We start from the raw sequence: 13,254 nt of genomic DNA, 5'->3' as shown, positions 1-13,254 counted from the left end.
CCGGACGTGCTGACGGTATCGGGCGGGCGGGGACGCGGCGGCCATTGCCTGCGGCGTGTCACCCGACGGTCTGGGTCCGCAGCGCGTCAGGGGCACTGTCCGACGACGACGCCGGCCAGGCGCCCCGTCGTGCCGTCACGGCGGTAGGAGTAGAAGCGCTCGTCCTCGAGGGTGCACCACCCGGGCCTGTCGACACGGTGCACGCCGAGTCGCACGAGCTGGGCGACGACGCCGGCGGCGACGTCGAGGCCGGGGGTGCCCCAGCGGGTGGTGGTGGCACAGGCGGGCTCGGCGGCGGCGCCGGCGCGGCGCATGTGCTCGGGCACCTCGTAGCAGGAGCCGCACACGCAGGGGCCGATGGCGGCCCACAGGTCCGCTGGGTCGGCCCCGCGGCGTGCGAGGGCGCTCACCGCCGCCGGCACGACGCCGTCGAGCATGCCGCGCCTGCCGGCGTGGACGGCGGCGGTGAGCGCGCCGTCGCTCGTGGCCAGCAGGAGCGGCACGCAGTCGGCGACCAAGACGGCCGCGGCACGGGCGGCGGGCGGGTTGGTCGCGCTGTCGCGCAGGTCGAGGACGAGGGCGTCGGCGGTGGGCGCCTGGCGGCCCCCGGAGGCCAGGGCGACGGTCGCGGAGTGGACCTGGTTCATCCAGGCGATGACGGGCGGCTCCTGGCCGGTGGCCCGCGCGAGGGCGGCGGCGAGCGCGTCCCGGTGGGCCATGACCCTGCCCTCGTCGTCGCTGACGTGCAGGGCGAGGTTGGTGCCGGCGTAGGGGTCGGCCCCGCTCACGGGCGCGGCCCCCGCCCCGCGGGTGGTGAAGAACCCGCGGGCACGGGGGCCCAGAGCGACCTCGAGCAGCTCGATGGCGGCAGCGTCGCTCACCGGCGCGGCCTGCTCAGCGCAGGAAGTCCGGCAGGTCGATGTCGTCGGCCTCGGCGTCCACGCCCATGACGCGGGGGACCTCGAGCTCGGCAGCGGCCTCGGGCAGGGACTCGTCAACGTAGGCGGGGACCTCGCTCGTGACCGGGACAGCGGGCTCGGCGGAGACGGGCACGGGCGCGACCTGCGGCACCGGCCGGGTCACCGGGTGCTCGGCGGCGTGGGCGCCTGAGCGGGCGCCTGAGCGGGCGGCCGGGCGGGCGGGCGCGGGCGTCGGGGCCGCGGCGGGGCTGGCGGCGTCGGGCTCGCTGTCGAAGCCGGCGGCGATGACGGTCACGCGGACCTCGTCACCGAGGGTGCCGTCGACGACGTTGCCGAAGATGATGTTGGCCTCGGGGTGGACGGACTCGCGCACGAGGTTGGCGGCCTCGGAGATCTCGAAGAGGCCGAGGTCGCTGCCGCCCTGGAAGAAGAGCAGCACGCCGTGGGCGCCGTCGATGGAGGACTCAAGCAGCGGGGAGGAGATGGCCTGCTCGGTGGCGGCGAGGGCCCGGCCCTCCCCGGTGGCGGAGCCGATGCCCATGAGGGCGCTGCCGGCGTCCTGCATGACGGACTTGACGTCGTTGAAGTCCACGTTGATGAGCCCGGGGGTGGTGATGAGCTCGGTGATGCCCTGGACGCCCTGGAGCAGGACCTTGTCGGCCTGCTTGAAGGCCTCGACGACGCTGATGTTGCGGTCGGCGATCTGCAGGAGGCGGTCGTTGGGGATGACGATGAGGGTGTCCACCTCGGAGCGCAGGTTGGCGACCCCGTCCTCAGCCTGGGTGGCGCGGCGACGTCCCTCGAAGGCGAAGGGGCGGGTGACGACGCCGATGGTCAGGGCCCCGATGGTGCGCGCGACCTGGGCGACGACGGGGGCGGCGCCGGTGCCGGTGCCACCGCCCTCGCCGGCGGTGACGAAGACCATGTCGGCGCCCTCGAGGGCCATCCGGATGTCCTCCTCGTGGTCCTCGGCGGCCTTCCTGCCGATGGAGGGGTCGGCTCCGGCGCCCAGGCCGCGGGTCAGGTCACGGCCGACGTCGAGCTTGGTGTCGGCGTCGGACATGAGCAGCGCCTGGGCGTCGGTGTTGACGGCGATGAACTCGACGCCGCGCAGACCCGCCTCGATCATGCGGTTGACGGCGTTGACTCCGCCTCCGCCGACTCCGACGACCTTGATGACTGCCTGGTAGTGCTGGGTCTCCGCCACTGCTGCCTCCGCGTCCGCGAGCCCGGTGGGCTCCCCTCAACCCTCAACCTCAGGTGAAGGTTTATACTTATGTCATTCTTCCGATGACGTGCCCAACGCTAGGGGGCCAGACCCCGGTGCCCGCGCATTTTCCTCGGCGTGTTCGCGAGCCCGTCCACCCACCAGGCCTCGGCGCACGGCCCTGCCGACGGGCTCAGGACGTCACCGGGCTGTGCGGGCTCGAGACGTCATAGGTGCCAGCCGTGAGCGTGAGCAGTGAGCGCAGCACCTGCGCCTTGAGCGCCGACTGGGACGTGTCGCCCCACACGACCCTCGCCCCGCTCGTGAGCACGAGCGTCACCTGCCCCGTGCCCGAGGCCGAGGCGCTGGCCACCTGGGCCCGTGTCGCCCCGTCCAGGCAGCCAACGGCGAGTGCCACCGCCGTCACCTGGTCCTCGCCCAAGGGCTCCTGCCCCTCGCGGGTGATGAGCGCGACCCCCTCGGGCGGCGCCTCAACCACCTCGAGGACCACTGCCTCGCCGTCGAGCACCTCGTAGCCGGCCTGCGTCTGGAGCACGGCCACCGGCACGCGCATCGTCAGCGCGACCTCCACCCCGTGGGGCCACAGCCGCGTGACCCGGGCCGAGCGCACCCTCACGAGCGCGTCCGCCACCTGCCGGCCCATGCCGGACAGGTCCAGGCGCACGAGCGAGGTCCCCACGTGCCCGGCCAGCGCCTGCTGCACCTGGGCAGCGTCCACCGTCCCGTCCGAGCCGGTGACACGCACCTGCTCGCTGCGCAGGGCCAGCAACGGGGAGAAGCCGATCCCCCACACGAGCACGGCGGCCGCCACCAGCACGGCCAGCACGCTCCCCACCCGGTGCAGCCGCAGCCTCAGCGCGGCACGCTCGCGCTCCCGACGGCGCGCCTCCATCCCCGTGGACACCACGCGCTCCGAGCCCGTGCGCCAGACGGCGCCCCCCGGGCCGGGCGCGTCCTCGGCCAGGTCGCGGCTCCGGCGCCCGAAGACGCTCAGGGCCACCTCCGGCGAGCCGTCCCCGCTCCCCTGCCCCGCCCCGGCGAGCAGGCCCGTCCCGCTCCCGTCGGGCCGGGCGCCGTGGGGGCGTGGGCCGCCACCGGTGTCCTCGGGCCAGGCCTCCTCGGGCCCGGCCTCCTCATCGGGGCGAACCGGGAGCTCCGGGCGCGGCGCCCCCGGCCTTCTCACGGCGTGCTCCTGCCCGCCAGACGGTCCAGGACGACACCGGCCATCTGCGTGACGTCACCCGCCCCCACGGTGAGCAGGAGGTCACCGCTACGGGCCTCGTCCGCCAGCGCCTCCGCCGCCTCAACACGGTCCGCCACGTAGCGGGCCCCGCCGGGCACGCGCGAGGAGACCAGCTGCCCGGTCACCTGCGGGAACTGCTCCTGGGTCTCACGTGCCGGGTACACCGCGGTGACGACGACCTCGTCGGCCAGTGCCAGGGCCTGGCCGAACCGGTCGGCGAAGCTGAGGGTGCGGGAGAACAGGTGCGGCTGGAAGAGCACGAGCAGCCGGCCACCACGCTCCTGGGCCACCGCGCGCGCCGCGGTGAGCAGCGCGGCGACCTCAGTGGGGTGGTGGGCGTAGTCGTCCACCACCCGCACCCCGGCGACCTCGCCGCGGTCCTCGAAGCGCCGCCCCGTGCCCCCGAAGGCCGCCAGCCCAGCGGCCATGACGTCGGCGTCCACGCCGAGCTCGAGTCCCGCCGTCCAGGCCCCGGCCGCGTCCAGGGCCACGTGGTCGCCCGGGACCGCCAGGCGCACCTCGACGCTCTCACCGGCCACGGCCTGGCCATCGGGCCCGGTGACCCACCGGGTCAGGCGCGAGCGGGTCGAGCCCCCGCTGCGCCCGAGGACGGCCAGCTGGGTGTGCCCCTCGCCCACGAGGCGCCCACCGGGCAGGGCGTCGGGGGCGCCGGCGCCGAAGGTCACGACGCGCAGCCCCTCCCCAGCACTGCTCACGGCCAGGCGCAGGGCACCGGGGTCGTCCGAGCAGGCGATGAGCAGCCCGCCGGGCACGAGCCTGTGGGCGAAGTCGACGAAGGCCTGCTCGAAGGCCTGCGTCGTGCCGTACCGGTCGAGATGGTCCGGCTCGACATTCGTCACGAGCTCGATCGCGGGCGTGTAGCTGAGGAAGGAGGCGTCGGACTCGTCCGCCTCCGCCACGAAGGCATCGCCCGAGCCCAGGTGCGCACCGCTGCCGAGCGCGCTCACCACTCCCCCGACCGCGAAGGACGGGTCCTCGCCCGCCTGGGTCAGGGCCTCAGCCAGCATGCCGGAGGTGGTCGTCTTGCCGTGGGCGCCCGCGACCGCGACGAAGCGACGGCCGGTGGCCGCCAGGGCGAGGGCCTGGGAGCGGTGCAGCACCTCCTGGCCCCGCTCACGGGCGGTGACCAGCTCCGGGTTCGTGTCCCGGATGGCGGTGGAGACGACGACGACGGCGTCCTCGGGCACGTTGGCTCCCGCGTGGCCGAGGACCACCCCCAGGCCACGCTCGGCCAGCCTCTCGAAGGCCGTGCCGCCGTTGGCGTCCGAGCCGGTGACGCGGGCCCCATGCTCGGCCAGGAGCTCGGCGACGACGCTCATGCCCGCGCCCCCCACCCCGATGAGGTGGAAGGCGCGTCCGGCGAGTGGAAGGTCCTTAGGGTGGGCTGCGCTCATGCTGGGTCTCCTTCAGCCGCGGTGGGCGGCGACGGTTCGGATGAGGTCGGCCAGGCGCGCGGCGCCGTCGCGCACACCGGTGGAGGCGGCGGCCTCGGACATGGCGCGGCGCCGGGCCGGGTCCGCCAGCAGCGCCGTGAAGCCCGTGACGTCACTGTCGCAAAGATCTGCGTCGGCGACGAGGAGCCCGCCCCCCGCGGCCACGCAGTCAGCGGCGTTGAGGCGCTGCTCCCCGTTGCCCACGGGCAGGGGCACGTACAGGGCGGGCAGGCCCAGGGCAGTGAGCTCGGCGACGGTGCCCGCACCGGAGCGGCAGATGACGCCGTCGGCACAGGCGTAGGCCTGCTCCATGGCGGTGAGGTAGTCCATGACGTGGTAGCGCCCGGGAAGGTCCGCGGCCGCCCGGCCTGAGGCGACGGCACGCTCGAGGGCGGCGCGCACGGGCGCGTCCTTGCCCTTGCCCGTCAGGTGCAGGACCTGCAGGTCCTTGGGCAGGCCCTCCATGGCCCGGGCCATGACCTCGTTGAGGCGCAGGGCCCCGAGCGAGCCTCCGGTGACCAGGAGCGTGGGCAGCGCCGGGTCCAGGCCGAGGGCGGCCGCGCCCTCGGCCCGTGCGGCGCGCGCCCCCTCCTGGGTGGCACGGCGGGCGACGAGCCCGGCGACGGCCGGGCGCAGCGGCAGGCCGGTGGTCACCGTGCGCCCGCCCCGGCGGGCCGGGGCGGCCAGAGGGGTGGAGGCGAAGGTGAGGGCAACGGCTGCCGCCCAACGGGCCCCCAGGCGGTTGGCCAGGCCGGGACGCGCGTTCTGCTCGTGGATGACGACGGGCACGCCGGCACGGCGGGCGGCCAGGTAGGCGGGGGTGGAGACGTAGCCCCCGAAGCCGACGACGACGTCCGCCCCCACCTGCTCGACAGCGGTCGAGGCGGCGCGCACGGCGCCGGCCAGCCGCCCGGGCAGGCGCAGCAGCTCGAGACCGGGCCGGCGGGGCATGGGCACGCGGGGCACGAGGGCCAGCTCGTGGCCGGCCTGGGGGACCAGCTGCGCCTCCAGCCCCACCGCGGTTCCCAGGACCAGCACGGCGGTGCGCGGGTCACCGCCTGTGGCGGGGTCCCTCAGGGCGGCGGCGGTGGCGAGCAACGGGTTGACGTGGCCGGCCGTGCCTCCCCCAGCGAGCAGGACCCGCAGAGGGGCCGGTCCCTCGGCCGCGCTCAGCGGGCCGGTGGCAGTGGTGTCATGAGGCACGGTTCCTCCTACGCGGTGAGATGACCGCCAGGGTACGGCGCACCGCCCCCGGTCTGGCGGCAAAGGCCTCGGCGGCCCCCGGCTCGCTCCGGGCGAAGGCGAGCAGCACCCCGATGGCGAGCAGGACGAGGACGAGGGAGGAGCCGCCGGCGCTGATGAGTGGCAGCGGCACCCCGAGGACGGGTAGCAGCCCGACGACGACGCTCATGTTGACCAGCGCCTGACCGACGATCCACGTCATGATGCCGCCGGTGACCACCATGACGTAGATCTCGCTCGTGCGGCGCATGAGCCGCAGACAGCACCAGCCGATGAGCATGTACAGGCAGATCGTCAGCAGGGTGCCGATGAACCCGATCTCCTCGCCGAGCACCGCGAAGATGTAGTCGGAGTCCGCTTGGGTGAGGTAGCCCAGCTTCTGGCGTGAGGCTCCCGGTCCCACGCCGGTGAGGCCTCCCGTGCCCAGGGCGTAGCGGCCGTGGGTCGGCTGGTAGCCGATGTCGAGGGGGTCCGCGCCGTCGGGGTCGAGCCAGGCCCGGATACGCTCGCGGCGGTTGGGCGAGAGCATCGTGGCCGCGGTCAGACCGAGGGCACCCAGGGCGCCGAGGCTGAGGAACCAGCCCCGTCCCAGCCCGGCCATCCACAGGCTGGCGGCCGTGACGAGGGTGAGCACGACGACGGTGCCGAGGTCACCGCCGCCCATGACGAGGCCGACCGCGAGCCCCACGGGAGCCAGCACGTGCAGGAGCACTGACCGCGTCCTCTCGAGCCACTGCGGTCTCCTGGCCGCGACCCAGCCGATGTACAGGGCGATCCCGAGCTTGACGAGCTCTGAGGGCTGGACGGTGCCGATTCCGGGAAGCCTCACCCAGTTGCAGTTGCCTCCGCCGCAGTAGCGCAGGCCAGGCACGAAGACGAAGACCTGGGCGATGACCGAGATCGCCAGCATGACGATGGACATGCGCCTGATCCAGAGCACCGGGGCCCTCGAGACCAGGCCCATGGCGACGACGCCGGCGCCCATGATGAGCAGGTTGCGCGTGAAGAAGCCCAGGGGGAGGCTGCCGTCCGAGATCTCCTGGTCATGCGCCTGGGCATACTCGACGGCCTTGGCGGCCTCGGCGACGGACTGCACGGAGAACACCATGACGCCCCCCACGATGAGCAGGACGATCGTGGCGGCGAGCAGCATGTAGTAGGAGAGCACCGCGTGCTCGCCCTCGACGGGGCCGTCGGCGCTCAGGCGACGAGCGAGCCGGGCCCACAGGCGCTGAACGGGACGGCCGCGCCGTGAGCCGCCGGGGGTGCCCGGGGCGGCCGGCGTGCTCACTGCCCCGTCCCGTCGCCTGCCAGGCGCCGCGCTGCGGTGGCGAAGAGCTCACCGCGCTCGGCGTAGGAGCTGAACTGGTCCCACGAGGCGGCTGCGGGAGCGAGGATGACGGTGTCGCCGGAGCGGGCCAGGGCCCGGGCGGCACGCACGGCCGCGTCCATGACGGCCCCGCCCTCGCCGTCGGGCACCTGCACCAGGGGCAGGCCGGGGGCCCCGTCCCGCAGGGCGGTGACGACGGCCTCCTGCTCGCGTCCCAGGACGACGGCCGCACGCAGGCGCGAGCGCACGTCCACGACGAGATCGTGCAGGTCAGCGCCCTTCGTGTCGCCTCCCACGAGCCACACGGCACTGCCCTCAGGCACAGCGGTGAGGGCAGCCTGGGCGGAGTGGGTGTTGGTGGCCTTGGAGTCGTCCACCCAGGTGACGCCGTCGGCCTGGGCGACGGTGACGAGGCGGTGGGCACCGGGCGCGAAGGCGCGCAGCCCCCGGGCGACCGCGCCCGGGTCCGCCTGGACGGCGTCGTGGCTCATCGCCAGGGCCGCGGCCGCCAGGGCGTCGGCGACGACGTGGGCGGGCAGCCGGCCGACGTCGCCGCCGGGAGCGAGGTGGGCGAGGTCGGCCAGGGTGGCGAGCTCGAGCCCGGCGCTGCGGCGGTCGCCGTGCCAGCCGCGGTCGATGAGGACGTCCTCGACGAGGCCGACCTGGCCCACGCCCGGCACCGCCAGGCCGAAGCCGATGGCGCGGCAGCCCTCGACGACGTCGGCCTGCTCGACCATGTCCACAGTGGCGGCGTCGGCCAGGTTGTAGACGGCGCCGCGGCGGGCGCGGGCGTAGACGCGTGCCTTGTCAGCCGTGTAGGCCGCCAGGCTGCCGTGCCAGTCGAGGTGGTCGGCCGCGACGTTGAGGCAGGCGGCGGCCAGCGGGCTGAGCGTGTGGGTGGTGTGCAGCTGGAAGCTGGACAGCTCGACCGCGAGGGCGTCACTGCGGCCCTCGGCGACGGTGCTGACCACCGGGACACCGATGTTGCCCACCGCCGGCGCCTCGAGTCCCGCGGCGCCCAGGACCGAGGCGAGCATGCCGACGGTCGTCGTCTTGCCGTCGGTGCCGGTGACGGTGATCCAGGGAACCTGCGGACGGGTGGCCTGCTGCAGGCGCCAGGCGAGCTCGACCTCGCTCCACACCGGTGTGCCCGCCGCGGCCGCGGCCCCCATGACGGGTCCGGTGGCGGCCACTCCCGGGGAGACGATGAGCAGGTCCAGGTCCGCCTGGGCCACAGCGTGCGCGACCTGGGCGTCGTCGCCCGCGCTGGTCTCGACGACCGGCCCGGTGGCGCGCGCGCCCAGGGCCTCGAGGGCCTCGGCACGCGCGTCGAAGGCGCTGACCCGGGCACCGAGCGTGGCGAGGACGTCGATGACGGCCAGGCCCGTGCGCCCGAGGCCGACGACGCCGACCCGTGCGTGCCTCAGGTCACCCAGGAGGCCGGTGCCTACGGCGGTGCTGCTCACGTTTCCTCGCTCATGGTCGTGGTGGGTGGTGGACGCCGGGCCCGCCGTCCCCGACCGTAGGCCAGGTCGGCGCGCGGGCGCCCCCGACGCGCCCGGGACCGGCTGCGACGGCTCAGGACACGAGGTACTCGGCGTAGAACAGGCCCAGGCCCGCCACGACGCACACCCCGCAGATGATCCAGAAGCGGATGACGACGTTGACCTCGGTCCAGCCGCCCAGCTCGAAGTGGTGGTGGAAGGGGGCCATGCGGAAGACCCGCCTGCCGGTGGTCTTGAAGGAGATCACCTGGATGACGTCAGACAGGACCTCGGCGAGGAAGAGACCGCCGATGACGACGGCCAGGAACTCGGTGCGCGTGAGGATCGACAGCCCGGCGAAGGCGCCGCCCAGCGCGAGGGAGCCGGTGTCGCCCATGAAGATCTTCGCCGGGGAGGCGTTCCACCACAGGAAGCCGAAGCAGGCCCCCATGAGGCCGGCGGCGATCATCGCCAGGTCTCGCGGGTCGCGGGTCTCGTAGCACATGGTCGCCACGACGTCGGGGTGGGCGTGCAGGCAGGACTGGTTGGACTGCCACACGCCGATCAGCGTGTAGGCGGCGAAGACCATGGCGGAGCAGCCGGCGGCGAGGCCGTCGAGGCCGTCGGCGAGGTTGACCGCGTTCGACCAGGCGGTGATGAGGAAGTTCGCCCAGATGACGAAGAGGACGACCCCGACAACCACTCCCCCGGCGGCCAGGTCGAGGTGGGAGTCACGGGCGAAGGAGATGGCGGTCGAGGCCGGGGTCAGGCCGTTGCGGTCGGCGAAGCCCAGCCCGGCGACGGCGAAGACGATGCCGATGACGGCCTGCCCGAGGACCTTCTGCCAGGCCCTCAGGCCCAGGGAGCGCTGCCTGGCGATCTTGGCGAAGTCGTCCATGAAGCCGATGAGGCCCAGCCCGACGACGAGGAAGAGCAGGAGCACGCCGGAGGCCCGGGGCACACGCGTCTCGATGAGGTTGGCGGCCGCGTAGCCGAGCACGGTGGAGATGATGATGATGAGGCCGCCCATCGTGGGCGTGCCGCGCTTGGTGATGTGCCCCTCGGGCCCGTCCTGCCGGATGAACTGGCCGTAGTGGCGGCGCTGGAGGAAGCGGATGAGCAGGGGTGTGCCCAGCAGGGTGCCGACGAGGCCGACGAGGGCTGACACGAGGATCGCGGTCATCGGGGGGACTTCTCCTTCGCACAGGCGCTCAGGTGGTCGGCCAGGCGCCAGGCGCCTGAGCCGTTCGACCCCTTGACGAGGACGGCGTCGCCGTCGCGCAGGGGTGTGTGGGCCGAGCTGACCAGCGCGATGGCGGCGTCGGCGTCGGGCACCTCGATGGTCTCGACCCCGCGGGCCCGGGCGGCTGCCGCGGCGGGGGCGGCGGCCGGGCCGATGGTCAGCAGCAGGGCGGCGCCGGCCTGGGCCACGAGCTCACCGGTGCGGGTGTGGTCCGCGTCGCAGGACTCGCCCAGCTCGCGCATCTCGGAGACGGCGACGACGCGACGACGCCCGCCGGCCAGGGCCGGCAGCGCGGCGAGCGAGGCCGTCATGGAGTCGATGTTGGCGTTGTAGGAGTCGTCGATGACGAGCAGGTCCATGGCGGGGGCGCCCTCAGCGCCAGGTTCGAGGTGGACCTCGTGGACGTCCATGCGGTGAGGGCTCTCGAGGCGGGCTGAGCCCAGGGCCGTGGCGACGGCCTCGGCCTGCACCCCGGCCGCCAGCGCGAGGCCGGCGGCGGCCAGGGCGTTGGCGACGTTGTGGGCGCCGGGCACGGCCAGACGCAGCCGGCGGGGCCCGGCGAGGCCCGGCAGGTGCAGGTCGAGCACGGCGTGGGCCTGGGCGTCGAGCTCGACGTCGGTGGCGCGTATGTGCGCCGCCTCGTTCCCGCTGGCGGAGAAGGTGAGGACCGTGGCCGGGGCGAGGGGGGCCATGGCGGCGGTGCGCGGGTCGTCGAGGTTGAGCACGGCGGTGCCCGTGGGCACCAGCCCGTGGAGAATCTCCGCCTTGGCGGCGGCGACACCGTCAACGGAGCCGAAGCCGGCCATATGGGCGTGCCCGACCATGAGGACGGCGGCCGCGTCGAGGGGGGCCAGGCCGGTGAGGTAGTCGATGTGGCCCGGCCCGGAGGCACCCATCTCGAGGACGAGGTAGCGGGTGGACTCGTCGGCGGCCAGCACGGTCACGGGCAGGCCGATCTCGTTGTTGAAGGAGGCGACCGGCGCCACGGTGGGCCCCTGGGCGGCGAGGAGCCGGCGGGTGAGGTCCTTGGTCGTCGTCTTGCCGACGCTGCCGGTCACGCCGAGGACGGTCAGGGCCTGGCCACGCGCCGCGGCGCGCTCGCGCAGGTCCGCCAGGTGGGCGCGGGCGAGGGCGCCCAGGGCCTCGACGGTGTCCGCGACGAGCACGAGGGGCAGCGCCTCGGGCGCGGTGCCTGCCGCCGCCAGTGCCCCACGGGCGGCGCCGAGGTCGGACACGAGCGCGGCGGCACCACCCTGGGCGGCGACCTCGCCCACGTGGGCGTGCCCGTCGGTGCGTTCGCCGGAGATGGCGACGAACAGGCTGGAGGGGCCTGCCCGGCGCGAGTCGGTGACGACCTCGCTGACCGCGCGCCCGGCCACCTCCTCCAGGGCCTCGGGGGGAGCGATGAGGGTGCCGCCGGCCATGGCGGCGAGCTCGCGCAGGGTGCGGGTCATCATGCCAACGGCCCCCACTTGGCCTCGACGGCCTCACGCATGACGGGGGCGTCGTTGTAGCGGATGAACTCGTCGGCCACCTCGAGGAAGGGCTCGTGGCCCTTGCCGGTGACGATGACGGTGTCCTCGGCTCCGCACAGCTCGACACCGCGGCGCACGGCGTCACCGCGCCAGGTGGTGACCTCCTCCACGCCCTCGAGGTCGGGGCGCACGCGGCGCACGCCCTCCAGGACGGCGTCGCGGATGAGCTGGGGGTCCTCACTGCGGGGGTTCTCGTCGGTGACAACGAGCAGGTCGGCCAGGCGTGCGGTGACCTCCCCGAGCATGGGCCGCTTGCCCTGGTCGCGGTCGCCGTCGGAGCCGAAGACGACGATGAGGCGTCCCGGCGTGATCTGGCGCACGGCCTGGAGGGTGAGCTCCATGGCGTCGGGCGTGTGGGCGAAGTCCACGATGCACGTGCCGCGCACGCCGTCGCGCTGGCAGATGCGCTGCATGCGGCCGGGGATGTTGTGGGCGTGGGCGAGGGCCGCCACGGCGGTGGCCACCGGGACCCCGGCCCTGAGGGCCATGACGAGTGCGAGGGCGGCGTTCTGCACGTTGACGAGGCCGGGCAGCGGGCAGGAGGCCTCGATGCGCTCGCCGTCGGGACCGTGCAGGACGAAGGTGGTGGCCGCCTCGGTCATGGAGACGGTGGCGTCGGTGACCCACCAGTCGGTGCCCTGGGCGGGGTCGCCCTCAACCGGGTAGGCACGCACGCGATCCACCCCGATGAGTCCCGCCTGGCGGGTGCGGCGGGCAAGCTGGGCCCCCCACTCGTCATCGACGCAGATGACGGCGTGGCGGGTGTGCTCAGGGGTGAAGAGCTGGGCCTTGGCGTCAAGGTAACCCTGCATCGTCTTGTGGAAGTCGAGGTGGTCGCGCTGGAGGTTGGTGAAACCGACGACGTCCAGGGCGGTGCCGTCCAGGCGGTGCAGGACGATGGCGTGGCTGGAGGCCTCAAGGCTGGCGGCGCCGACGCCCTCCTCGACGGCCAGGGCCATCATGCGCTGCAGGACGGGCGCCTCGACGGTGGTGCGGGGGGACTCCACGGAGGTGGGGCCCACGCGCAGCTCGACAGTGCCGGCGACCATGCAGCCGCCCAGGTGGGCGGCCAGGACCGCGTCCAGGAAGTAGGAGGTCGTGGTCTTGCCGTTGGTCCCGGTGACTGCGGTGGTGACCAGGCGCCGGGAGGGGTGGTGGTAGACCTCGGCGGACAGGGGGCCGACGACGGCGCGCGGGTCGGGGTGGATGAGCACCGGGGTGCCGGGGGCCTCGCGGCGGACGGTACCCAGCCCGGCGGCGTCGGTGAGCACGGCCAGGGCCCCCCGGGCGACGGCCTCGGCGGTGAACTCCGCGCCGTGGCGCCGGAAGCCGGGCAGGGCGACGAAGAGCTCACCGGGGGCGGTGTCGGCTGAGTCCACACTCACGCCGCCGACGCTCAGTGCCGCCAGGACCTGCTCGTCCCCGGGGGCGGGGGTGAACGAGAAACGCTCGGCGAGGTCGGCGAGCGCCGTGGGGACGCAGCGGTGCGGTCGCAGCGCAGCGGCTGACTCGTAGGCGTGGTTGCTCATGGCTCCTCAATCTAGCGTGGCTGGAGGCGGGATGGCTCTGAGGCGT

Annotated in this window: 10 protein-coding genes; all 10 read right to left on the bottom strand. The window is 74.4% G+C overall.

What is annotated here, in order from left to right; translation table 11 throughout:
• Window positions 1-86: 86 nt before the first annotated feature.
• Entirely contained in the window at window positions 87-881 is a 795-nt protein-coding gene (locus tag ACSJJR_RS07095; protein WP_435942876.1) for a polyphenol oxidase family protein, read from the bottom strand.
• Window positions 882-894: 13 nt separating this feature from the next.
• The gene (gene ftsZ, locus ACSJJR_RS07090; RefSeq protein ID WP_435942875.1) at window positions 895-2,127 is read right to left on the bottom strand and encodes a cell division protein FtsZ; all 1,233 of its coding nucleotides are present in this window, start codon (window positions 2,125-2,127) and stop codon (window positions 895-897) included.
• A 193-nt stretch (window positions 2,128-2,320) separates the two neighbouring features.
• On the bottom strand, window positions 2,321-3,331 hold the full coding sequence (locus ACSJJR_RS07085) for a cell division protein FtsQ/DivIB (RefSeq protein WP_435942874.1): 1,011 nt from the start codon (window positions 3,329-3,331) through the stop codon (window positions 2,321-2,323).
• On the bottom strand, window positions 3,328-4,806 hold the full coding sequence (murC, locus tag ACSJJR_RS07080; RefSeq protein ID WP_435942873.1) for a UDP-N-acetylmuramate--L-alanine ligase: 1,479 nt from the start codon (window positions 4,804-4,806) through the stop codon (window positions 3,328-3,330). Before murC ends, ACSJJR_RS07085 begins: the two co-directional genes overlap by 4 nt.
• 12 nt (window positions 4,807-4,818) lie before the next feature.
• Window positions 4,819-6,048, bottom strand: a complete 1,230-nt coding sequence (locus tag ACSJJR_RS07075) for a UDP-N-acetylglucosamine--N-acetylmuramyl-(pentapeptide) pyrophosphoryl-undecaprenol N-acetylglucosamine transferase (RefSeq protein WP_435942872.1) — start codon at window positions 6,046-6,048, stop codon at window positions 4,819-4,821.
• Window positions 6,038-7,240 carry a peptidoglycan glycosyltransferase FtsW gene (locus ACSJJR_RS07070; RefSeq protein ID WP_435942916.1) on the bottom strand — a complete coding sequence of 401 codons (1,203 nt, stop codon included), beginning with the start codon at window positions 7,238-7,240 and terminating at the stop codon, window positions 6,038-6,040. Before ACSJJR_RS07070 ends, ACSJJR_RS07075 begins: the two co-directional genes overlap by 11 nt.
• 134 nt (window positions 7,241-7,374) lie before the next feature.
• Entirely contained in the window at window positions 7,375-8,883 is a 1,509-nt protein-coding gene (gene murD / locus ACSJJR_RS07065) for a UDP-N-acetylmuramoyl-L-alanine--D-glutamate ligase (RefSeq protein WP_435942871.1), read from the bottom strand.
• Window positions 8,884-8,995: 112 nt separating this feature from the next.
• Window positions 8,996-10,084: a phospho-N-acetylmuramoyl-pentapeptide-transferase gene (gene mraY, locus ACSJJR_RS07060; RefSeq protein WP_435942870.1), complete on the bottom strand. Its 1,089-nt coding sequence runs from the start codon at window positions 10,082-10,084 to the stop codon at window positions 8,996-8,998.
• Window positions 10,081-11,601, bottom strand: a complete 1,521-nt coding sequence (locus ACSJJR_RS07055) for a UDP-N-acetylmuramoyl-tripeptide--D-alanyl-D-alanine ligase (RefSeq protein WP_435942869.1) — start codon at window positions 11,599-11,601, stop codon at window positions 10,081-10,083. The genes mraY and ACSJJR_RS07055 overlap by 4 nt, the downstream gene beginning before the upstream one ends.
• Window positions 11,598-13,208: a UDP-N-acetylmuramoyl-L-alanyl-D-glutamate--2,6-diaminopimelate ligase gene (locus tag ACSJJR_RS07050; RefSeq protein ID WP_435942868.1), complete on the bottom strand. Its 1,611-nt coding sequence runs from the start codon at window positions 13,206-13,208 to the stop codon at window positions 11,598-11,600. Before ACSJJR_RS07050 ends, ACSJJR_RS07055 begins: the two co-directional genes overlap by 4 nt.
• Between the last annotated feature and the right edge of the window lie 46 nt (window positions 13,209-13,254).

It is taken from the genome of Actinomyces sp. W5033, from assembly GCF_051303165.1.
This window is presented reverse-complemented; position numbering and strand designations above follow the sequence as displayed.